The sequence below is a fragment of the Virgibacillus necropolis genome (genome assembly GCF_044793635.1).
GTDB classification, from domain to species: Bacteria; Bacillota; Bacilli; order Bacillales; family Amphibacillaceae; genus Virgibacillus_F; species Virgibacillus_F necropolis_A.
Genome location: NZ_CP084992.1, coordinates 1,881,905 through 1,904,513, shown reverse-complemented (window position 1 = coordinate 1,904,513; position 22,609 = coordinate 1,881,905). Strand labels below are relative to the sequence as shown.

At 38.0% G+C, this 22,609-nt stretch carries 20 protein-coding genes; 15 read left to right on the top strand and 5 right to left on the bottom strand.

What is annotated here, in order from left to right; translation table 11 throughout:
* Positions 1 to 92: 92 nt before the first annotated feature.
* From LG329_RS08980 to LG329_RS08970, 3 genes are read left to right on the top strand one after another with little or no spacing between them, the layout of a single operon-like run.
* On the top strand, positions 93 to 1,043 hold the full coding sequence (locus tag LG329_RS08980) for a sugar kinase (protein WP_404456182.1): 951 nt from the start codon (positions 93 to 95) through the stop codon (positions 1,041 to 1,043).
* A gap of 17 nt (positions 1,044 to 1,060) precedes the next feature.
* Positions 1,061 to 1,684 (top strand): 3-hexulose-6-phosphate synthase, encoded by a 624-nt coding sequence (gene hxlA / locus LG329_RS08975; protein ID WP_404456179.1) that lies wholly within the window; start codon positions 1,061 to 1,063, stop codon positions 1,682 to 1,684.
* Between the two features lie 30 nt (positions 1,685 to 1,714).
* A complete protein-coding gene (locus LG329_RS08970) occupies positions 1,715 to 2,698 on the top strand; it encodes a Gfo/Idh/MocA family protein (RefSeq protein ID WP_404456176.1) in 984 nt (327 codons plus the stop codon).
* A 54-nt stretch (positions 2,699 to 2,752) separates the two neighbouring features.
* On the opposite strand, the gene LG329_RS08965 is transcribed toward LG329_RS08970, so the two are convergent.
* Positions 2,753 to 3,844: an N-acetylmuramoyl-L-alanine amidase gene (locus tag LG329_RS08965; protein ID WP_404456173.1), complete on the bottom strand. Its 1,092-nt coding sequence runs from the start codon at positions 3,842 to 3,844 to the stop codon at positions 2,753 to 2,755.
* 234 nt (positions 3,845 to 4,078) lie between these two features.
* Here LG329_RS08965 and LG329_RS08960 point away from each other — a divergent pair, with 234 nt between their 5' ends.
* The 7 genes from LG329_RS08960 (at position 4,079) to LG329_RS08930 (ending at position 14,335) form a co-directional block, all read left to right on the top strand.
* Positions 4,079 to 5,491, top strand: coding sequence for an amidase (locus LG329_RS08960; RefSeq protein ID WP_404456171.1), 1,413 nt, complete (start codon positions 4,079 to 4,081; stop codon positions 5,489 to 5,491).
* 119 nt (positions 5,492 to 5,610) lie between these two features.
* On the top strand, positions 5,611 to 6,327 hold the full coding sequence (locus LG329_RS08955) for a sulfite exporter TauE/SafE family protein (RefSeq protein ID WP_404456168.1): 717 nt from the start codon (positions 5,611 to 5,613) through the stop codon (positions 6,325 to 6,327).
* Between the two features lie 124 nt (positions 6,328 to 6,451).
* Complete coding sequence (locus LG329_RS08950; protein ID WP_404456165.1) at positions 6,452 to 6,547, top strand: putative holin-like toxin; 96 nt, start codon at positions 6,452 to 6,454, stop codon at positions 6,545 to 6,547.
* Positions 6,548 to 6,831: 284 nt separating this feature from the next.
* Positions 6,832 to 8,016 carry an MFS transporter gene (locus LG329_RS08945; protein ID WP_404456163.1) on the top strand — a complete coding sequence of 395 codons (1,185 nt, stop codon included), beginning with the start codon at positions 6,832 to 6,834 and terminating at the stop codon, positions 8,014 to 8,016.
* Between the two features lie 84 nt (positions 8,017 to 8,100).
* Positions 8,101 to 10,119 carry an ABC transporter permease subunit gene (locus tag LG329_RS08940; protein ID WP_404456160.1) on the top strand — a complete coding sequence of 673 codons (2,019 nt, stop codon included), beginning with the start codon at positions 8,101 to 8,103 and terminating at the stop codon, positions 10,117 to 10,119.
* Positions 10,120 to 10,223: 104 nt separating this feature from the next.
* On the top strand, positions 10,224 to 13,394 hold the full coding sequence (locus LG329_RS08935) for an SNF2 helicase associated domain-containing protein (RefSeq protein ID WP_404456157.1): 3,171 nt from the start codon (positions 10,224 to 10,226) through the stop codon (positions 13,392 to 13,394).
* A gap of 791 nt (positions 13,395 to 14,185) precedes the next feature.
* Positions 14,186 to 14,335, top strand: a complete 150-nt coding sequence (locus tag LG329_RS08930) for a hypothetical protein (protein ID WP_404456154.1) — start codon at positions 14,186 to 14,188, stop codon at positions 14,333 to 14,335.
* A gap of 152 nt (positions 14,336 to 14,487) precedes the next feature.
* Here LG329_RS08930 and LG329_RS08925 read toward each other — a convergent pair whose 3' ends face one another.
* Positions 14,488 to 15,780 carry a hypothetical protein gene (locus tag LG329_RS08925; protein ID WP_404456151.1) on the bottom strand — a complete coding sequence of 431 codons (1,293 nt, stop codon included), beginning with the start codon at positions 15,778 to 15,780 and terminating at the stop codon, positions 14,488 to 14,490.
* 48 nt (positions 15,781 to 15,828) lie between these two features.
* Positions 15,829 to 16,611, bottom strand: a complete 783-nt coding sequence (locus tag LG329_RS08920; RefSeq protein ID WP_404456148.1) for a serine hydrolase — start codon at positions 16,609 to 16,611, stop codon at positions 15,829 to 15,831.
* A 316-nt stretch (positions 16,612 to 16,927) separates the two neighbouring features.
* Between LG329_RS08920 and LG329_RS08915 the strand changes: the two genes are divergently transcribed.
* The 5 genes from LG329_RS08915 to LG329_RS08895 all read left to right on the top strand — a co-directional run bounded on the left by LG329_RS08915 (position 16,928) and on the right by LG329_RS08895 (position 20,838).
* The gene (locus LG329_RS08915; protein WP_404456146.1) at positions 16,928 to 18,010 is read left to right on the top strand and encodes an NAD(P)H-dependent flavin oxidoreductase; all 1,083 of its coding nucleotides are present in this window, start codon (positions 16,928 to 16,930) and stop codon (positions 18,008 to 18,010) included.
* Positions 18,011 to 18,168: 158 nt separating this feature from the next.
* Positions 18,169 to 18,591 carry a hypothetical protein gene (locus LG329_RS08910; RefSeq protein WP_404456143.1) on the top strand — a complete coding sequence of 141 codons (423 nt, stop codon included), beginning with the start codon at positions 18,169 to 18,171 and terminating at the stop codon, positions 18,589 to 18,591.
* A 7-nt stretch (positions 18,592 to 18,598) separates the two neighbouring features.
* Positions 18,599 to 19,204 (top strand): lysozyme family protein, encoded by a 606-nt coding sequence (locus LG329_RS08905; protein WP_404456140.1) that lies wholly within the window; start codon positions 18,599 to 18,601, stop codon positions 19,202 to 19,204.
* Between the two features lie 70 nt (positions 19,205 to 19,274).
* On the top strand, positions 19,275 to 19,670 hold the full coding sequence (locus LG329_RS08900; RefSeq protein WP_404456137.1) for a RidA family protein: 396 nt from the start codon (positions 19,275 to 19,277) through the stop codon (positions 19,668 to 19,670).
* A gap of 1 nt (position 19,671) precedes the next feature.
* Complete coding sequence (locus tag LG329_RS08895) at positions 19,672 to 20,838, top strand: iron-containing alcohol dehydrogenase (RefSeq protein WP_404456134.1); 1,167 nt, start codon at positions 19,672 to 19,674, stop codon at positions 20,836 to 20,838.
* Positions 20,839 to 20,869: 31 nt separating this feature from the next.
* Here the strand turns inward: LG329_RS08895 and LG329_RS08890 are convergent, their stop codons facing one another.
* On the bottom strand, positions 20,870 to 21,115 hold the full coding sequence (locus LG329_RS08890) for a DUF1450 domain-containing protein (protein ID WP_404456132.1): 246 nt from the start codon (positions 21,113 to 21,115) through the stop codon (positions 20,870 to 20,872).
* 156 nt (positions 21,116 to 21,271) lie between these two features.
* A complete protein-coding gene (locus tag LG329_RS08885; RefSeq protein ID WP_404456129.1) occupies positions 21,272 to 22,474 on the bottom strand; it encodes an MFS transporter in 1,203 nt (400 codons plus the stop codon).
* Between the last annotated feature and the right edge of the window lie 135 nt (positions 22,475 to 22,609).

Sequence of the window (22,609 nt, the reverse complement as noted above, 5' to 3'; positions counted from 1 at the left end):
CCAGCAGTTACGTCGTAGTATATATCAACTATGAAGATGAAAAGCAACAATGTGTACGAAAAGAGCCTAAATTATTCTAAGGGGGAATTATCGTGAAGGACGTAATAACAATTGGGGATGCAATGATAGCGTTCAACCCTGTATCAACGGGGCCAATGAGGTTTGTAAATGCATTTGAAAAGAGAATAGGCGGCGCTGAATTAAACTTCGCAATTGGATGTGCACGTCTAGGATTAAAATCTGGATGGATTAGCAGATTAGGGAATGATGAGTTTGGCAAATTTATTCGAAACTTTGTTCGTGGAGAAGGAATTGATATTTCTCAAGTGAAATTGATGGATGGTTACCCAACATCATTAAACTTTAAAGAAATTATGGAAGATGGTAGCGTTCGAACATTTTACTATCGGGAAAATTCCCCTACATTGACGATGACACCAGGAGATTTGGATGAGACTTATTTTGAAGAAGCTAAAATTTTGCATATAACAGGGATTTTTCCAGCAATTGATCCGAAAAACATACCTATTATTGAAAAGGCAATTTCATTGGCGAAAAAGCATGGACTAAAAATCTCATTTGACCCGAACATTCGGTTGAAGTTATGGAGTAAAGAAGAAGCGAAAATAGCATTATCAACTATTCTTCCAAACGTAGATATCTTACTTGCTGGAGACGAAGAAATGGATATTATTTTGGGAGTAAGTGACCCGAAAGAAATAATAGAGAAATCAAAGGAACTAGGGATTTCTTATATTGCTGTTAAACAAGGTGAAAAGGGTTCAGTCGGTTATTTTAATAACAAATTAATTGAAGTTCCTCCCATTAAACCAAGAAAAGTAGTGGATACCGTTGGTGCTGGCGATGGGTTTGATGCTGGTGTTATTTATGGCATTTTACATGAATGGCCATTGAAGAAAACACTTGAATTTGCTAATAAAATAGGATCAATGGTGGTTAGTGTATCAGGTGATAATGAAGGCTTGCCATATTTAGAAGATGTGCAAATGGAGCTAGGAGAGATAGAAAGAATAGAAAGATAGACGAGGGGGATGTAAACATGAAATTACAGCTTGCTTTAGACCGTTTAACAAGGGAAGAATGTCTGCAGATCGTCAAAGAAACAGAGAAGGAAATCGATATTATTGAAGTGGGAACAGGTGTTATTAAAGAATATGGGATGTCGATTGTCAGGGAAATAAGAAAGTTATTTCCTAATAAAACGATTGTTACGGACATGAAAACATGTGACGCTGGTGGACATGAAGCGAAACAAGCCTTTGAAGCCGGGGCGGACATTACTACGGTTATGGCTTTTTCATCTGATTTAACTATTACAGATACGATGAAAATAGCAAAACAATATAAGAAAAGAGTAATGGTAGATTTATTGGAAGTAACTAGTAAGAAGCGAATGAAAGAACTACACGAATTGGGCGTTGACCTTGTAAGCCTTCACGTTGGAAAGGATAAGCAAAAGGAAGGTACATTTAATACCGAACTTTTTTCATTGGTAGAAGACCTTGAATTTGAGGTTGCAGTTGCTGGTGGCATCAATCTGCAATCATTATCTGAAATAGTTGAGGAGAAACCAGACGTAGTAATTATTGGTAGCGCAATTACGAAGACTGAAAATCCTAGTGAAACTGCTGCTAAGATGAAAGAAATGATCCATGCATTATAATTAGTAAGTTGAAGTAAAGGAGTGAGATAAGTGAACTTTGCTACAATAGGTACGAGCAGGATTACAGCCTCATTTATTGAGGCTGCAAAGGAAACGAAAGGTTTTACACTCACTGCTGTATATTCACGTTCAGTACAAAAGGCAAAGGATTTTGCAAAGATACATGGTGCAGAAAATGCTTATACAGATTTGGAACAACTAGCAAAAAGCAACGAGGTTGAATGTGTGTATATTGCATCACCTAATTCACTTCATTTTGAACAAGCTATTTTGTTTTTAAAGCATAAAAAGCATGTTATTTGTGAAAAACCTATTTTTTCTAATACGAAAGAGTTAAGTGACGCATATAAAGTTGCTGAAGAAAATAACGTCTACCTATTTGAAGCGGTGCGTAACATACATTCACCAAATTTTCAGCGCTTAAAAGAAGGATTACCCGATATCGGCAAGGTTCGCAGTATGATGCTACATCGCTCCAAATATTCATCTCGTTATGATCAGTATTTGCAAGGGGAAACACCTAATATCTTTTCGGCGGACTTTTCTGGTGGAGCATTAGTTGATCTGGGAGTCTATCCTCTGTACATAGCAGTAACTTTATTTGGAAAACCTCAAGGAATATCGTATCATCCAGTCATGCTTGAAAGTGGCGTAGATGGAAATGGCACGCTAGTTTTAACGTATGAAGACTTCACTAGTACCATTATTTGTTCAAAAATATCCAATTCCTTTAATTCTTGTGAAATCCATGGTGAAGAAGGCACATTACGGTTTGATAATGCAGGAACCATTACGGATTTGCGATTAATCAAAATCGCTTCAAAAGAAAAAGTTTCGTTAGAGACAGTGGATTGGGATCTTGATATGATATTCGAGGTTGAGAACTTCATGAGAATTATAGAAACAAATGATGATCAAGAATATAATAGACTAAAAGATTTAAGTCTTTCCGTACTCTCGATTACAGAAGCGGCACGAAAACAAAACTGCATTTTGTATAAGAATGAAAAGTAAATAACAGATAAAGAAGCTGTCCCACACCAAATTGGCTGGACAGCTTCTCTTTTCTCAGTTAAGAAAATAGTTTTTAACACCAGTTGTAATTGCTTGAGCAACATTATTTTGGTATTCGCTTGTTTGGATGGTAAACAAGTCATTTGGGTTAGTAATAAATCCTAGTTCAACTAGCACTGCCAGATCACGGTTTTCTCGTAATACATGATAGTTTCCATAATGGATTCCCCGATCATTCAGTGCAACTTGTTGTCCAATTGCGTTTTGAATAGATGAAGCAAGCCCTTGACCGTTAGCGTAATAATATGTGCCAATTCCATTTACAGTCATAATTGGATAGGCGTTGTAATGTAGGCTAATAAATGCGTTTGTTTGAAATAAGCTACTAAATTGTACGCGTTCCTCTAAGGATAAGTATTGGTCACTTAGTCGGGTTACCTTAACTGTTGCACCAGCATCCCGAAGATAGGAAGCAACAATTTTAGTTGTTGATAATGTTAGGTCCTTCTCCAGGACTCCATTGAAGCCTATTGCACCAGGGTCTTTACCTCCGTGACCAGGGTCAAGCACTATATTCAAACCATCAAGTGAGCCATTAGCGTTTTGTTCAGGTTCGTGTTGGGCTTGTGTCTTTTCGGTGGAAGCTACAGGTGTATATGTGTCTGTTAGCCAGGCTGCAATCCAACCTGTTGAACCATCCTGAAGTATAACCTTATGCCAATCATTGGATGTTTCAATTTTTGTGTATGTATCTCCTGTTGTTGTATAACCAATAATTGAATAGTCCGTACTAGGACCACTGCGTACATGCACCCCGTCAGCGTTTACTGTTACCTTTTCTTTTGCTGAGGTGGTTGTGGGTTGTTCTGCATCCTCTAATGGGTATAAGTATTGTGATGCGACCCATGCCTCCGTACCTCCATAATACGTTTGAGCCCATCCATATAGTTCTTTAAAAACAACAACTTGATCACCAGGAATTAATTGTCCCATAATCTTAGCATCATTTGATGGTGCATTCCTGACATTAAGTGACGATGTTCCAACCTCGTATGTTTTACCAGAGTGGGCATCAACGGTTGGTGCAATAATAAAAGATAATAGCAATACACTGATTCCGATGAGTAATAGTCGTAAGTTCTTCATTACGGCCTCCTTTTTAATTGTTATAAAAAACATGTAATAAATTATTTCCTATTATACTAGATTTCAAACAATATATGGGGAAAATCATTCAAATTCCTCATTATTTTACAGAAAATTCAACTTACGATAAATGATAGTAGGTATTAAGAGGTGTATGCAATCGTTTGGAATAATAACTGAATGGAAAAAATGATACAATTGATTCTACTCAACTTGAAGGAATGAGGTGCCATAGTGACTGCAAATCATACAGCAGACAATCTAGCAAAAAAAATTAAAACAAAAGACCTTTCACCTGTTGAGGTGATGGACTATTATATGAATCAAATAGAAAGTCAAAATGATCAAGTTAATGCATTTGTAACAATAAATCAAAATGCGATGGACGAGGCAAAACAAGCAGAACGAGAGGTCGTGGATGGAAAAAAACTCGGACCTTTACATGGTGTACCTGTTGGAATTAAAGATTTAACACCTACAAAGGGGATTAGAACCACTTTTGGAACAAAGGTTTTTGGTGATAACGTACCTGACCGTAATGCAACAGTAGTGGAGCGCTTAAAAGCGGCTGGTGCCATTATAATAGGGAAAACCAATACACCTGACTTTGGTCATAAAGGAACGACAGATAATCTGTTGTTTGGCGCAACGAAAAACCCATGGAATCTAGAAAAAACAGCAGGTGGATCTAGTGGCGGTTCAGCTGCTGCAGTTGCAGCTAATATGGTTCCGTTTGCTGAAGGAAGTGATGGGGGAGGTTCGGTACGTATCCCGGCAAGCTTTTGTGGAGTGTATGGATTTAAACCATCATATGGAAGAATCCCAATGGACAACAGTTTAGTCAACGCATTCGGCACGAACAATCCATTCGTGAATCATGGTCCGTTGACAAAAACGGTCCGGGATGCAGCTTTATTCGTTGATGTAACACAAGGGCCATCGACGACAGATCCATTTTCATTGCCTAGGTTTGATGAGAATTTAGTCAATCAGGTGGAAGGTAACTTGAATGGTATAAAAATAGCCTATACAAAAGATTTTGGCATGTATACGGTGGATAAAGAGGTATTACAAGTAATCGATCTACAAGTGAAAAAGTGGCAGGAACTAGGGGCAGTAGTAGAAGAAGTATCAATGGATTTCGGCATGACGCTTCATCAATTCCTGGGATTTTTCAAAAATACATGGTATGCGGCAGCAGCGGCTGGCGGGGCATCAATGTTGCGGGATGTTCCTGAACTACTAACACCGTCCTACCAAACGATGATTGAACGTGGGTTTGATATCCCAACAAGCGAATATATTGGTTACCAGCAGAAGCGGACAATAGTTTGGAGGGAGCTTCAAAAACATTTTGAGACGTATGACCTTGTGATGTCTCCGTCGCTTTCGGTTCCAGCATTTGATTATCATTTATTAGGGCCGGAAGAAATTGAAGGAAAGAAAATTGAAGCGGATTCAGATTGGATGATGACACATATATATAATATGACTGGTTTACCAGCCGCATCCATCCCGGCAGGATTTACTAAAAGCGGATTACCTATTGGCATGCAGCTAGCTGGGAATAGGTTCAACGATGGACTAGTATTACGAGCAAGTCACGCTTATGAACAGCTGATTGGTGGGTTTCCCGCTATAAAATAAACTAAAGCGCTACGTTGGTGTAGCGCTTTTATTCAAGCTCCAATTTTAATCAGGACATAAAGTTTACGTCATGTTAAACTAGTCAGTAGACTCAAATTACAAGCATAGCAGGTGTTTTCGTGGATACATTCATCATTTTTTTCATCATAATATTAGTTGCTTCGATTCTTCAAACTAGTACAGGGTTTGGGTTTTCAATCATGGCTACCCCATTTCTTCTATTGCTTTTTGAACCACGGGAAGCCATTCAAATTAACCTAATTCTATCCTTGGTTATATCGCTTGCTCTTATTTCAAAAATAAAACATGATGTAGACTTTGCAATCTTGAAACGCTTTATACTTGGGAGTTTAGTAGGCTTGCCAATTGGGATAACGATTTTCCTTCTCCTGGATATGACGCTGTTAAAGTTATGTGTAAGTGTGTTGATTTTGGTTTTAACGTTATTACTAATCTTAAACTATCGAATAAGCCAAACAAACAAACGAGACTTTACAATTGGTGGATTTTCAGGTGCCTTTACGACTAGTATTGGGATACCGGGTCCACCGATATTATTGTATTTTTCCGGGACAAATACATCTAAGGAAGCACTGAGGGCAACTACCTTAGCTTTTTATTTATTTATCTATTTTGTAAGTCTGGTAATTCAAATTATTTTTGCAGGGACCACCAAACTTATATGGATTTCCAGCCTTGAGGGACTACCAATGGTAATCGTAGGGTTAATCATCGGGCAGCTTTTGTTTAAACGGATTAACCAACAATTTTTTCGAATCATGACATATATCCTGTTGCTTTTTACAGGTTTATATTTGTTTCTTCAACAGCTTTAGAAAAATGGACACGCATTATGTGTGAATGTACGTTCCCTTGAGGAAGGGAGATTAATATACTACTAATAGATAAAGTTCTTTTAGGGATGTGTCAGGCTAGCCTTCCGAATGGAGGTGGTGCCTTGTGAGTTTATACGAAGTATTGGTGGTACTAATTGGATTCGGTTCCTTATTGATTACCTTACTCGCATTGATCATTACACTGATCAATAGAAAATAGACCTCCCTATTTACCCGACAAGTAATGGAAGAGGTCTATTCTAGATAGAGTAGCCGACTCCCCTGGGGGGACCGCTTATCTACCGGCCACAGTTCATACTGTGGTCTTACATATATAGTTATTAAGTAGGTCATTTATACCAATTTCATGCAATAAATTTTATTCAAAAATGCCATTCAACCGTCGCCCTGGTTGCACAAATAAAAAAAACAATTATACCCATTCCCAATCATACGTTGCTCATGTATACTTATATTTCGAGTACCGAAGAAAGGATGTCATAGATGAGCACTCAATCTACTGCGGTAAAAACGGCTACTATACCAGATAAGATCTGGACACGGGATTTTGTTCTTATCTGCATGGCTAATTTCTTTATTTTTCTTGGATTCCAAATGACACTTCCAACGATTCCATTATTTGTGAAGGAACTCGGGGGCAGTGATCAATTAATTGGTCTTATAACTGGTATTTTTACTTTTTCCGCGTTACTTTTGCGACCTTATGCAGGACATGCATTGGAATCCAAGGGTAGACGTTTTGTCTATATGTTTGGCCTTGCTGTTTTTGTTCTATCCGTTGGTACATACGCATTTATCGCGAGTATTTTCTTTTTATTTATTATGCGGATGGTACAAGGAATCGGCTGGGGTTTCTCAACAACAGCTACAGGAACAATCGCAACGGACCTAATCCCGCCAAAGCGCAGAGGGGAAGGGATGGGCTATTTCGGGCTATCCGGTAATCTTGCCTTGGCATTCGGACCTTCACTTGGTCTGACACTTGTTGGTGTAATGTCTTTTAAAGAACTATTTTTGATTTGTGCGGCACTTGGATTTATGGCATTTTTGTTATCCACCAGGATTCGTTATAAAAAAGTGGAACAATCACCAAATAAAACAGTTACTGTTAAATTTGATATTTTTGAAAAAACAGCAATCCAGCCATCATTGTTATTATTCTTTATTACGGTTAGCTTTGGCGGAATCGCATCTTTCCTTCCACTATATGCAACGGAAAAAGGAATTCCGGGGATTGAATCATACTTCCTGGTATTTGCGATATTTTTAATGATATCTCGCACGTTTGCTGGGAAAATATATGATTCAAAGGGTCATATTTTTGTATTTCTTCCAGGAACTTTATTAATTTTTGGTTCCATGCTATTACTTTCATGGTTACCAAGCACACTAGTTATGCTAATCGCAGGCGGAATGTATGGCTTGGGCTTTGGGAGTGTACAACCAGCACTACAGGCATGGGCGGTTGATAAGGCTGCAGATAATCGAAAAGGAATGGCAAACGCGACATTTTTCTCATTCTTTGATTTAGGTGTGGGAGTTGGGGCAATTACATTTGGTCAATTGGCCTTTATGTATGATTACAGTGTCATTTATGTAACCTCTGCTGGTTCGGTTATGCTATCAATCTTTCTATATATTTACCTACTATTAAAATCGAAAAAGTGATAAGTGGGGTGGCGAGATTAGTCAATTAGTAGTAGACTTATCTTACCGTAAATAATAGAGAAAAAGAGTTTTTGGGGTGTAATTATGAAATTCATCAGAGTAGGGGTTTTTTATTTACTTGGAGTTTTCGGAATTATTTGTATAAGTGTATTTCCGCAATTTTTTGCAGATGCAGGACTATCAAATCCTTTGGGTTATTTTGAGGCGTTAGGAGATTTTCTACTTACATTCATTCAACCAGCTTCCTGGGTTTATCAAGTACCCCGATCACCTGGGGAATTTTCGCTTGTTGGAACATTGTGGGAGCCATTTATTTATTCCATGAAAATCTTGCTCGGAGCATTATTGCTAGGATTTTCGCTTGCTTTTATTTTCGCGTTCTTTGCGAATTTTTTGCCGCAAAAAATCTTGCAGGGAATAAAGCGTGTTCTGGACTTTTTAGAGTCAATTCCCGATATCGTTATTGCAGCACTTCTGCAGGCGTTTGTTATTTATGTGTATAAAACATATGGTTTAGAGTTGTTCAGAGTAGCGTCTTATATGGATAAACAGGCATATCTTGGTCCTATAATCACATTGGCTATTCTGCCGATGGTTTCCCTATTTAAGATTATACTTTTGATGATAGAAGAGGAGTTTTTGAAGGATTATGTCGGGTTCCTGAAAAGCAAAGGCATTCAGAAGATGGGTATTCTATTACGTCATGTATTGAAAAACATTTTGCCGACAACGTTTCACCATTCAAAAGTTATCATTTGGGCAACACTCTCAAGTCAATTTATTATTGAACGAATTTTTAATGTTCATGGTCTCACGTTTTATGTCGTTGGGAGCTTTCAGCCGATGACAATAGCCGTGGCACTAATCCTATTGTTTACACCATTCTTTTTATTTTTCCAGTTAATTGATCTTTGGTTGAATCAGGACCCACTATATAATCATCAAATAAAAATGAATAAGCGGCATTCTTTTCAACCTTTCCAGTATATAAAAAATATGTTTACTGGGATGAAGCATGTCAACTGGTACAGGTTCAAACCATGGGCGCCTATACAAATCTTTTTAACCCACATGAAAAATTACAAGTTCGCAATTGGTAGTTTATTTTTCATTGGTTTAATTAGCTACAGCCTCATTTATTCTATTACAACGGACAATCACATCGACAAAGTAGGGATACTTTACGAAGACGATGGGGTGTCAATTAAAAGTACCCCACCACATGCACCGACAGAGCCGTTTTTACTAGGGTCTGATGGTGCGGGATATAGTATTTATGACATGCTAGTGATTGGAGCGAAATATACATTAATATTCGCTATAATCATCGCTGTTTTAAGAGTATTTATTGGGTTAATTGGTGGAGTGTTTTATGCTTTTGCGTTTGGACCGAGACGACAAAATTGGATTGAAAAAATGGTAGATTCGATACACTTTCTGCCGTTAAGTGTAATTGCATATTTATTACTCGCACCCATATTGATGGAGCAGTTCGGTGGATTCGCCTATTCCTTTACCGAGAGAATTGTGCTGGAGATTATTATTTTAACTGTTTTGGTTGTTCCGCTGACATCTATGTTATTAGGAAATGAAATGAAACGTATATTAAACTATGAATTTATAATGAGTGCGAAGGTTCTTGGTGGTAGCAGGTTTCATATCTTTTGGCGGCATATACTCCCGCATATTGGTACGCGGATGACCATTTTATTTGGCCAACAATTTATCCAGGTGCTCCTGATCTTTATGCATTTAGGGATATTCAACTTTTTCTTTGGTGGTACAAACCGTGACTTTGGTATGATGCCTTCACCTCCTAGATCAATCACCTACGAATGGTCTGGATTAATTGGCAATACCATGCACGCTCTTTCTTCAGGGAGATATTGGCTCATCATCTGGGTACTATTAGCCTTCATGCTAAGCATTTATGCGATGCAGTTTATCATTCAGGGCGTAAAAGAAATCCAGCAGACTAAGGTTGGAGTGGTTTATAAATTCCGGAAAAATAAGCGTAAAGGGAAGACGAAGGTTCAAAGTGAAGCTTCAAAATTCCAGCCAACTACGGAAAGTTTTCAAAGGGCTGAACATGATAAAAGGTGAAAAATTGAGTTCCTTTTAACCAAAGGGGCTCAATTTGGTTTAAAAAGATTGATATTTTGTATACAATATAAGTAATGAATACAAGAAGGTAGGGTTAACCTGATTTGAAAAGCTATGATATTTTCCATATGCAACGATTATTTCCTTCCCAGGTGTATGAACGTGGCCTAGAGTATTTTCATCAGGGAAGAGTAACCGAATTATTATACGATATTAATTTTCACGTTTGGACGGCTACGGTTTATGGGAGTGAAAATTATTTTGTGGAAGTGAATACGAAACGATTGCCACATGAACTTTCAGACGCCTATTGTGACTGTGCTGCATTTCGAACGTACAATCAGTGTAAACATATTGTTGCGGTGTTATTTGCAATTGGCAAAAGACACAAGGAACAGGATAATAGACGACATGTTGACAAATTTCAAACGACAAAGAATTTTATTCAATCGATTACGGATATACAGCAACAAAAGCGTGCAAGTAGCTTAAGCATTAATCGTCAGCAGCTACAGGTAGAGTATATTTGTAAATGGGCATATAATGATACGTTATTTCTTGAACTGAAGGTAGGGGAAAAACGTCGCTTAGTTGTGAAAGATATGCATGGGTTTTTGCAGGATGTGTTTCAAGAACATGAGCATTATTTCACCAAAACATTTACGTATAATCCGGAACTGCACTACTTTTCAGACGAGGACCTAGAACTATTCGAGCTCATCATGTCCATTGTACAAAATGAACGGCTATATGATGGCCATTCGTTATACCGCTATCAAACACATATTTCAGAAGGACGCTCCATCTCGATATCTCCACTGCTTGCGAAACCTTTATTGAAGAAATTGGTTGATCGCGACTTTGCTGTGGATACCGAACAGAATGTCTTCAAGGACATTTCGATTGTGGAGGATGAACTTCCTTTTGAGTTTAAGTTGGAAAAAAGTAATAATAAAGAACTTGCGCTCGCAATAACAGGTAGGCAAGATGCTATGTATTTTTCTAACTATGAATTGTTATTCGATAGTGGTACTTTTTATTTTCCAAAAAAAGATCAAGTACCTTTGCTGGAACAGGTCAGTGATCTATCAAGGGACAATGCGAATCTGCCAATTCCGGCAGATCAGGCGGATGTGTTTTTATCAGAGGTTGTACCCTCATTAAAAAAGGTTGGCGAAGTAAAGATTTCTGAAAGTGTAGCCTCCGAGATTATTCAGGTTCCATTAAAGGCAAAACTATATATTGATTTAAAAGCGGATTGGCTTACGGGTAGATTGGAATATCATTATGGGGAATACCAGGTCGACCCATTTAATGGACGTAAAGAAGAGGATGTCCTGATTATTCGTGACGTGGAAAAAGAACAACAAATTATGCAGTTAATCGAACATGCTAATTTTCACTTTAATGGCAAAGAATTATATATCGATGCGGATGAGGAAGTTCTGTATGAATTTTTATATGATGTATTGCCAATGTTTGAATCGTATGTGGAACTGTTTTTGACTTCAGATATTCGCAAGTTTTTCATTGAAAATGACCCTATTCCCAGTACGAGTGTACGATTAGAGTCTTCAAACAACTTACTCGAAATAGGATTCAGCATTGATGGAATAGAAGATAATGAAATTAATCAGATCCTAAGCGCGGTTTTAGAGAAAAAACGTTATTACCGTACGGATAGTGGTGCATTATTATCACTTGAAGGTGACGAATTTATATCCATTCAAGAGTTGATGTCGGAATTAGACTTGAAGAAGACTGACCTACAGGATGGAAGCGTCCAGTTACCAGCTTACAGAGGTGCGCAGGTTGATGCGCTTATTGATACGAAGAAAAACTATGACCCGACGTTTCGAAAGCTCTTGCATCATCTGAAATCACCAGAAGAGCAGGTATACGAGATTCCAGAGAATTTAAATGCCTCGCTACGCAATTATCAAGAGACGGGATTTCAATGGTTTAAGTCACTGAGTAGTTATCATTTAGGTGGCATTTTGGCAGATGATATGGGACTTGGGAAGACTATTCAAAGTATTGCCTATATGCTCTCGTTAAAACAGGAGCTACCGCATTTGATTGTGGCGCCTTCATCTGTATTATACAACTGGAAAAACGAATGTGAAAAGTTTGCACCGGATTTACGTGTCCGTGTGATCGCAGGCAGTCCAATAGAACGAATGGCAATGATTGATCCAAAAACAGACGATGATGTGTGGATAACGTCCTATGCTACTTTACGGCAGGACATCGCACTTTATCAGGATATAACATTCCACTCCATGATTTTGGATGAAGCTCAATATATTAAAAACTATGCGACGAAAACATCGCAGGCTATTCGGGAAATTAAAGCGGGACATCGATTCGCATTAAGCGGAACACCGATTGAAAATTCCATTGAAGAATTGTGGGCGATTTTCCAGGTTATTTTGCCAGGTTTAATGCCAAGTCAACGGAACTTCAAGCAACTGGCCAATTCTAAAATTGCCATGCTTACGAAGCCATTTATTTTAAGACGGTTGAAGAAGGATGTATTAAAAGAGCTTCCAGACAAAATCGAATCCGTTCATGTTTCCGAATTAACCAAACAACAAAAGGAACTGTATGTTGGCTATTTACGTGAGCTTCAACAAGAAACAGCTCAAAGCCTTAGTAATCAGGACTTTAACAAAAATCGGATGAAGATACTAGCAGGTCTTACCCGTCTGCGGCAAATTTGTTGTCATCCATCCTTGTTTATTGAAAATTACGAAGGAAAGTCAGGTAAGTTAGAGCAGTTAATGGAAACAGTTAACAATGCAGCGGAAAGTGGAAAGCGAATGTTGATCTTTTCACAGTTTACAAGCATGCATGATATTATTAAGAAAAAGCTAGAAGAGGATGGAATCGACTATTTTTATTTGCATGGTCAAACCCCATCACAGGAACGCGTGCAAATGAGTGAACGTTTTAATAATGGAGAAAAAAGTGTATTTCTTATCTCGTTAAAAGCGGGAGGAACAGGCTTGAATTTAACAGGTGCGGATACAGTCATTCTTTATGATTTATGGTGGAATCCAGCAGTAGAGGATCAGGCAACAGGACGTGCTCATCGTTTTGGACAAAAGAAGGTTGTCCAGGTCATACGAATGGTTACCAAAGGAACAATTGAGGATAAAATTTACGCACTGCAACAAAAGAAACGTGAATTAATTGATCAAGTAATTCAGCCTGGTGAACAAATGTTATCCAGCCTTAGCGAGAGTGATATAAGAGAATTATTAAGTATCTAAACAACCATGTGCATTTCAATATGCACATGGCTTTTTTTGTTAAAGGCTCTTTTCGTACGCATTGTTGCTATTTCATCTGCATAGTTGATATAAACTCTACGACGTAACTTCTATCTATGTTAGATCTGTATTACTGATAATGGAAACAAGTTACTTAGGCAGCCGCAGCCCGTATACACTTCGCTTTCCGCGGGCGGCTGGTGAGCCTACTTGTGCTAGCGCACTGCGTAGTCTCACCGATGCCTGTCCTCCCGCAGGAGTCTTCGTGTATACTGGCTGCTGGTATAATAGTTGCCAATAACAGCATTCATTAATTGAAAGAAGTGACAAAGAATTCTTACTTAAATAGCTTTACCAGTCCAGCATCGTTCCGGGCGGTGACTCCTGCGGGAACAGCACGTGTCCGAAGACCCCGCAGAGTGGTTTTCTCGAGGAGGCTAAGGCCGTGCCCGCGGAAAGCATCCGCCCGGAGCGATCCTGGACGGTAGCAATAGCACATGTCTTTGGAAATAAACTTAAAGTTACGTCGCAATATATATTTATTTTCTCGAAAGCAACAATCTTTACGAAAACAGCCTTTAAAAAAACACCTGAATTTTTCGCACTTATCTGATAAAATAAGAGTACCAATTCATCCTGTTGGTTAATTGGTGGAGGAGGCTTCGTCAACTAAAAAAAGGAAATTGCGTATGATGATATATCACGCAAGGTATACTTCCCTGTTCAGCCGTCAAAAATAATTTGTAGTAAGGCATAACGGGAAAATAGTGAATAAAAAGGGGATGTAACAAATGAAGAAAATTGCAAAAGGATTTATGAAGTTTTTTGTTGCAAATCTTGCGGTAGTACTTGCCATCTTATTGTTACCAATCTTTTTAATTACAGATGATGTTGCTTTATTTGAACAAGTTATGGGTTTTTTATTTAATGATAAAGGATAACGCAATATCCCTTTATAAAAGGGGTATTTTTTTGTACATAAAAACAGAGCTGGGGAAGCCCAAAGCTCTGTTTTAAAATTATTGAATTGCTGAATTTCACATTTATAATAGATATATTTGCAATTTCAGTTGTTTACCACAGTTCCAATAAACTAAATTGTTAGTTCAAACAACTTACGTGGACGACCTTTTACATATGGTTTTTCTTCTCCGATAACGCGGATCACTTCTCCCGCTAAAAGTTTGTGTATTGTACGTTCTGCACTGCGTTTCGTCACCTGATAATAGTTTGCAATATCATTTGCGGAAAATGGTTCGTTGTTTCGCAAGTTAATGAAATCAATAAAGTTATAGGATAATTCATTATTTAATCTAGCACGGTGAATGAGCGCGTGGTAAAGCTGTGATGTATCTACATGTTTAGCCACACCAAGCGGTCCAATTGTTTCTTTTCGCTCGTTTACGATAAAGCAGCTGCTTTCCTCTGAATGGCTGCATGTTTCAAGTGCAAGCTTTGCGTTATCTTCAGCTTGCTTCGCTGTCAATCCTAAACCGAAGCCAATCTCTACCGGAATACCTAATGAACGTGCAATTTCCTGTAGTAATGGAAAATCACGATAATGGTTTGTAATGTGGTCCAGAATGCCTCTCGTACCAAATATGGAGAATTGGTTATCTCCATTTGTTAGAACGGATGCATAGGTTTGGTGACCGAATTTTAATAGAATTTGACGGAGTTTTAGCAACATTTCTTGTGCTAAAAGTTCCCCTTTTTGCGCTACAATTTTATCAAATTCTTTAATTTGTACAAATCCAGAGACGATTTGTGCACTCTTGCTTTTGTTTAAGGTTGCGATTGACTTTGCCTTTTCAACGGCGTGTTCTAGGTTTAGTTTTGGAATGATCATACAGCTAGTTGGAATTCCTTCTTCAATTAGCCTTTGTTCCACTTCTTCAATTGAAGTTAATACATAATCAATTTTTCCTTCTTGGAAAAGTGTTTTATGGTAATGAAATATTTTTCCAATATCTAATACAGGGTCCTCACCATAGCTGTAGGTATATATTTCCTGATCTTCCATATTTAATTCGCTGATTACATCGTCTACATATTCCTTGTCCAACACGTCAATAGAAATGCGATCTAATGCTTGATTATATTTGTTTTTCAATCGATAAAAAGATGTCAGTATCATATATTCATCAAATGCAACTTGTACTGCAGGCAAACGCTTTTTATCAATCTTCTCTTTAGCGTATAGATAAGGAAGTGACCCACCGAATAAATAGACGTCACACATAAACGCTTTCTCAATCAAATCAATATTTTCTACTGTTTTTGAATAGATGAAAGGAATTATTTCAACATCATCTTCACCCGCAACATAATCATTCATTCGCTCAACTATTTCTTCCCTACCAAATACTGCAATTTTAATTTTCATTTGTAGACCTCCGTATTTGTTTGCTTTTCTATTAAATGGTTATAAGTATCAACTTTTTGTGTATTCTAGTACGATTTTACCGATATCTGCTAGATAATCTTTACCTGTTCCATTGTTGGTCCAATTTTCTGACAATATAGCCATATAGACTTTCTTTTCTCGATAGGTTACTAGCGCCACATCATGTTCAATGCCTGGCAACTCGCCGGTTTTGTGGTATATATTTACATTTGTTTTTTGTTCAGCGTAGGAAGCTATTTTGTGATTAATCTGTTGGTGAAGCAATATTTTTTTAATATCTTTCCTACTAGTATCCGTTACTATTTCGTTATGGTTTTCTATAAGGTGTAAAAATCTAACCATGTCACGGGCGCTCGTGTAATTATCTAATGTAGGATCTTGATGACCCATGAATCTTCGCCCTATTTTTGTGTGATCACAGCCAATGGTTGTCGCTAGTTCATTCACAGTATACATACCAATTTTGTCAAGTATGATATTTGCGGCCGTATTATCCGAAACGATGATCATCAGTTCTAACAAGTTTTTATAGCTGTACACATTAGAGTTTGTTAAGTAATTGATAACACCCCTACCGCCTGCTTTCATATCGTTCTCAATATAAACTAATGCGTCCGGTTGAACGATATTTGACTCTAAGTGGCGATATGCTTCAATAAGAATTGGAATTTTTATTGTACCAGCTGCTCGTTTTGGTTCATGCGCATTAATTGAAATATCCCCGTCTTTGGTGTGGATATAGATCGAAAAATGATCGATAGTATCACTGATTAGTTCATGAATAGTAGCTTCCATCAGTTGGAAATTCATTCCTATATCCGCCTCCATATTTAGCTACAAATGTACAGTAAGCCTCAAAAAACATCCACATTATTAAAATGTCATAATTAACGAAATATTTAACGACAGACAACTTTAATCCCTACTATGGTACGGAATTTTCTTAATATTGTCAAGAAGGAAAGATATGAAAGTTGACAAAAGTACCTATTATATGTCCAATAAGTGGAGGAAATTTTTACCATAAAATATTAGGGTTAATAATTTAATACAATATTCGCATATAATTGTCCGTTTTTGTGGTATGTTTACTATAAAAGATATGATGAATCGGAGGGGATGCAGCATGGGTAAGCTATTAGAAACTATCAATCTACATATACCAATTATTCAAGCAGGAATGGCGGGAGGAATTACAACTCCTAAATTGGTCGCTGAGGTGGCAAATGCCGGTGCGCTTGGGACGATTGGAGCTGGCTATATGAGTGCTTCGTCTTTAAGGAATGAAATCCAAGCGGTAAAACAATTAACAGACAAGCCATTCGCGGTAAATTTATTTGCTGCAAACCTAGAATCGTTTTCCAGTGATGTGGCACCAATGCAGCATTTTTTGGAAAAATATCGAAATGAACTAGAAATTGATCCGGGAAAGCAATCTGTGAAAGTTTATGATTATTTACAGGAAAAGGTTTATGTCGTTATTGAGCAGGATATACCGGTTGTTAGTACAGCTTTTGGTGTGCTTTCGTCTGTTTTAATTGAGCGTCTGAAAAAGAATGATGTCAAATTAATCGGCATGGCGACTAATTTGGATGAGGCAAACGAATTAGTTGAAGCAGGATATGACATCATTGTAGCACAAGGTTTTGAAGCGGGGGGACATCGAGGTACTTTTGATGTAAATAAATATCCAAATGGATGCAATGTTGGCTTACTTTCCTTGGTTCAGGAATTTTTGTACAACCTTGATGTACCCGTTGTAGCTGCCGGTGGAATTTCAAATAACGGACAAATTGACGCGCTTTTAAGGATGGGGGCAGCTGGTGTTCAGCTTGGTACTAAATTTTTAGTTGCAAAGGAAGCTGGAACAAATAGTGCGTACAGACGGGCATTAATGAAAGCTTCGTCTGTGGATACCGTTATTACTAGTGCTTTTTCAGGAAGGCCAGCACGGGCTGTATTTAATCGTTTTATTCAAGAGGTGGAGACAAGTGATTGTGAAATATTGCCTTTTCCAATCCAAAACGAATTAACGAAAGACATTCGCGGGGCGGCTAAAGAATTTGCCGTCTCCGAGTTTCAATCTCTATGGGCAGGCCAAGGAGTAGGGTCGATAGTGAATGAAGATCCAGTTGTGGATATCCTCGCATCGTTAATCGGAAAAGATACAGAGGAAACAGATCAGCTTGGGTTAGAGCTTGATGATTGATGTGTGTAGAAAACTATAGATCTGTGGACATAGTATAAAACTTATTCACAACCTGTGGATAAGGCTGAGGATAACTCAATATTTTGTGCAGAACATAAATTCTAGTACGAAATACGGTAAAAAAATTCACATATACACTAATAAGTTGGGGATAACTTATGAATAAAATTATATTACTAAGTGGTATTGGTATTATATCTGGCATCATCTTTGGTTATGTTTTCAAACTGATTCAATCAATTACTGGCGAAATGGTTTATACACTTTTACTCAACGTTGATTATTTTCCTGTTATTCATACATGGAACTGGAACGAGTTAACAGAATTCGCACTGCATGTGTGTATATCTATAATTCTCGTTATCTTACTTTACTATAGCTTGAAGCACTATAATCTACATCAAAAACCTTCCATTTATATATGCATCAATATAATAGTTGGTATGTTACTATGGGGTACTACGGTTTTTTCCAATAGAACCCCAGAGCTTATGGATGGAACTGCCTTTTCCTATTGGCTTATCGGACACATGTTATATGGAAATATCGTAGGATTATCGATCAAGTTAGTAAAGGATTGAAAACAACATGAGACGTAAAACAAAAATAGCAATCCGCAATACGTTAATTACAACGGGTTCAATCATTGGATTACTTGTTATTATCTCGCTTTTAGCACAAACAGAATTCAAGGTAGATGAAGATATACTAAGTGATGAAGTAAAACAGTACCAACCACTTGTGGAAAAGTATGCAAAAAAATATGATATTGAAAATCATGTGGATATCTTGCTTGCAATGATGATGCAGGAATCTGGTGGACGTGGAACCGATCCCATGCAATCCTCCGAAAGTTATTGTGGGGAAAGAAATTGTATTAAAGACCCGGAAATTTCTATTAAACAGGGAGTCTATTATTTTTCCAAAACCCTACATGATGCAGAAGGTGATTTGCACCTGGCGATTCAATCCTATAATTTTGGTAGAGGATTTATTGAATACGCATTGGAAAATCAGGGGAAATACACCCAGGAGGTAGCCATTGATTTCTCTCAAAAAATGTATCAAAATGCTGCTAATAAAGCCAAGTTCAGATGTTTACGTGAAGGTGCACGGGAAATAAATGCTTGTTATGGGGATATTTATTATGTGCAGGATATAATGGCGATGCGTGAGAAAATAAGTGATGAGTAAATCGAGTTATTTCGGTTTTTAATAAAGAAGGATTATAATGACATAAAAGAAACAAGGAGGTTTTTTGTAAATGTTAAAAGAAGTACATACAAAAAATGCCCCAGAAGCTATTGGGCCGTATTCACAAGCAATTCAAGCAGGGGACTTTTTATATGTCTCCGGGCAAATCGGAATTGACCCTTCCTCAGGAGAAGTGGTGGAAGGCATCGAAGCACAAACAAAACAGGTAATGGATAATTTAAAATCGATATTAGCAGAAGCGGATACAAATTTCTCACATGTTGCGAAATTTACAATCTTTATCAATGATATGAACAATTTTAGTACAGTAAATGAATTATATGGTTCGTATTTAGAAAAGCCATATCCTGCACGTGCGACAGTAGAGGTTAGTCGCTTGCCTAAAGATGTTTTAGTGGAAATGGATGTCGTTGTTTACACGAAAGAAGAACGGGAGTTAATATAACATGAATAATTTTACGTATCATAATCCAACAAAATTGATTTTTGGTAAAGGGCAATTGGACGCTCTAACGACAGAGGTTCCAACATACGGAAAAAAAGTGTTAATCGTTTATGGTGGAGGAAGCATTAAACGAAATGGCATTTATGATAATGTAATGGAAAAATTAAACGAGATTGGTGCAGAGGTACACGAGTTGTCTGGTGTGGAACCGAATCCTCGCGTTACAACCGCGCGCAAAGGAATTGAGATTTGTAAAAAAGAAGGAATCGAGTTTTTACTTGCAGTTGGTGGAGGAAGTACGATTGATTGTACAAAGGCAATTGCTGCAGGTGCAAAATCCAACGCTGACATTTGGGATATTGTAACGAAGAAAGAACAAGCAACAGACGCACTACCGTTTGGAACAGTTTTAACAATTGCGGCAACTGGTTCTGAAATGAATCGTGGTTCTGTTATTACCAATTGGGAATTGAATGAAAAACATGGCTGGGGATCCCCACACACAAGTCCTAAGTTTTCCATTTTAGATCCAACACATACGATGTCTTTACCTCGCGTGCAAACGGTATATGGCATGGTGGATATCATGTCGCATGTTTTGGAGCATTATTTCCATCATACATCGAATACTCCGATTCAAGATCGGTTTTGTGAAGGAATCTTACGAACAGTAATTGAAACTGCTCCAAAATTACTGGATGAACCGGATAACTATGAGTACCGCGAAACAATCATGTTAAGTGGAACACTAGCACTCAATGATATGCTGAACATGGGATATCAGGGAGACTGGGCAACACACAACTTGGAGCATGCGGTATCTGCAGTTCATGATATTCCACATGGTGGCGGACTCGCAATCCTATTCCCGCACTGGATGAACCATGTGCTGGACGAAAATGTCGCTCGCTTTAAGCAACTAGCTGTTCGTGTATTTGACGTTGACCCATCAGGGAAATCAGACCGCGACGTTGCAAAAGAAGGAATTTCGAAGCTACGTGAATTCTGGAATAGCATTGGTGCGCCAGATAAACTTGCAGATTACGATATTGATGAAAGCACAGTTGAAACCATGGCAGGAAAAACTGTTCAGGTTCGTGCAGAATATGGAAACTTTAAGAAGCTTAATAAAGAAGACTCGGAAAAAATTTATCAGGCAAGTTTATAATAGAAGAAACCAGTAAACAAAGAACTAGCTGTTACTCATAAACAGCTAGTTCTTTTCTTATTGCTTCTCTTATTTTATCTAAACATTCTTCAGGTGTGTTGCCGGAAACGCGTTTTCCATTAACTAACGCATATGGCTTAAGTCGGCACAACCCGCAAAATGACAGGCATTCATTCATCAATACCGCAACTTCCGGAAATTCTTTCTCAATAATTTCTTCTATATTAATAGTAGTGATGGCATTTCCGTCGCAAACGTCGACTATGACTATACCCATTGCTATCACTTTCTTTCTTACAAATATTATTCTTAACTCTGTTAGTTGTAGCACATTCAGGCTACAAATTCAATCATGAAAGACTGCTGGATATTGGATGGCCGATCGGAAGAAGAGCCACAACCGATCACCCCGGCCCCATCGGCTCACGAATTCCTAATTACGATGCGATGAAAACGCCTGCTGAAGTTTTCCTCCGTATTCGTGACGATACCAAGTTACCAACATGATAACACCGCTCAGTACTAGCAAACCACTTGTTACAAAAAACACAGCCGAAAATCCGAAGAAACCAGCTAACATTCCGCCAAGTGCAGGACCGATTACGTTACCTAAGAAACGAAGGCTTGTGTTGTATCCGAGTACTTCACCTTGCATGGAAAGTGGTGCTTCTTGTCGAATGTAAGCAATTCGAACCGGTATGATACCGCCTATCGATATTCCAAGTAAAAAGCGAAGCACAATTAATTGCCAGATGTTTGTAACAAACGCCCCGGGGAAATAAACTATACCAGCCATAAATAATAGGAAGATCATTATTTTTACGTAACCAAATCGGTCACCAATACTGCCCCAGCGTTTTGCCATCAATAAATTGCCAAGGCCTGCTGCGGAAAAAGCCATACCTGAAAACAAGGCAATACTGGCTGTTCCATGTATATCTGCAACATATAACGATAATATTGGTTGTATACTGAAATGAGCGACTTGAACAAGCATGGAAATTAACATGACGATGAGCAATACTGGGTGGCGGACAATATGCAATAAAACCTGTTTACTTGAATAGGCCGTATACTCTTCATCGTCGGAAAATTTCATTCGCAGTTCTTTTATTCCAAATAAAACAATGAATGCAGACAAGAATACCGCAATAGACGTCCATTTAAATGTCGTTGCATAACCGAAGATGTCTGCTAACGCACCACCAAGTAGTGGTCCTGCAAGTGAACCCGTAATACTTCCGGTTTGTAAAGTGCCAAGAACACTCCCAGCAATTTTCTTAGGAGTTTGGGTAGCAATCATTGCTTGTGAGGTTGGGATAAATCCTGTAAAGATTCCCATAAACAAGCGCAATAAAAAAAGCTGCCATACGGAAGTGGCAAACCCCATTAATAATACAGATAAGCCTAATCCAAGGCCAGATATGATTAGAATTTTTTTGCGTCCAAATTTATCACCAATTCTGCCCCAGACGGGTGAAAAAATAAAAGCTGATACGAATGTAATACCAAAGATCCAACCTGACCAACTTTGTACATAGGTATCGGAAAAGTTACCGAACGTTTCTATATATAAGGATATAAATGGAAGTATCATGGTCATACTTCCAGCTATGAAAAAATTTGAGAACCACATAATGATTAAGTTGCGTTTTACAATAGGATTTTGATCAGTGATGATAAATCCCTTCTTTCTTGCATTTTATTTCGGTACCCTAAATATATAGAAGTTCGATGTAATTTTAAAGGTATATGCTCAGGTTCACTAAAA

Coding starts and splice junctions, on each gene's coding strand:
- LG329_RS08910 (WP_404456143.1), top strand. CDS start 18,169: ATGAATAAAATTATATTACTAAGTGGTATTGGTATTATATCTGGCATC.
- LG329_RS08940 (WP_404456160.1), top strand. CDS start 8,101: ATGAAATTCATCAGAGTAGGGGTTTTTTATTTACTTGGAGTTTTCGGA.
- LG329_RS08965 (WP_404456173.1), bottom strand. CDS start 3,844: ATGAAGAACTTACGACTATTACTCATCGGAATCAGTGTATTGCTATTA.
- LG329_RS08925 (WP_404456151.1), bottom strand. CDS start 15,780: ATGAAAATTAAAATTGCAGTATTTGGTAGGGAAGAAATAGTTGAGCGA.
- hxlA (WP_404456179.1), top strand. CDS start 1,061: ATGAAATTACAGCTTGCTTTAGACCGTTTAACAAGGGAAGAATGTCTG.
- LG329_RS08905 (WP_404456140.1), top strand. CDS start 18,599: ATGAGACGTAAAACAAAAATAGCAATCCGCAATACGTTAATTACAACG.
- LG329_RS08895 (WP_404456134.1), top strand. CDS start 19,672: ATGAATAATTTTACGTATCATAATCCAACAAAATTGATTTTTGGTAAA.
- LG329_RS08890 (WP_404456132.1), bottom strand. CDS start 21,115: ATGGGTATAGTCATAGTCGACGTTTGCGACGGAAATGCCATCACTACT.
- LG329_RS08885 (WP_404456129.1), bottom strand. CDS start 22,474: ATGTGGTTCTCAAATTTTTTCATAGCTGGAAGTATGACCATGATACTT.
- LG329_RS08915 (WP_404456146.1), top strand. CDS start 16,928: ATGGGTAAGCTATTAGAAACTATCAATCTACATATACCAATTATTCAA.
- LG329_RS08945 (WP_404456163.1), top strand. CDS start 6,832: ATGAGCACTCAATCTACTGCGGTAAAAACGGCTACTATACCAGATAAG.
- LG329_RS08900 (WP_404456137.1), top strand. CDS start 19,275: ATGTTAAAAGAAGTACATACAAAAAATGCCCCAGAAGCTATTGGGCCG.
- LG329_RS08920 (WP_404456148.1), bottom strand. CDS start 16,611: ATGAATTTCCAACTGATGGAAGCTACTATTCATGAACTAATCAGTGAT.
- LG329_RS08930 (WP_404456154.1), top strand. CDS start 14,186: ATGAAGAAAATTGCAAAAGGATTTATGAAGTTTTTTGTTGCAAATCTT.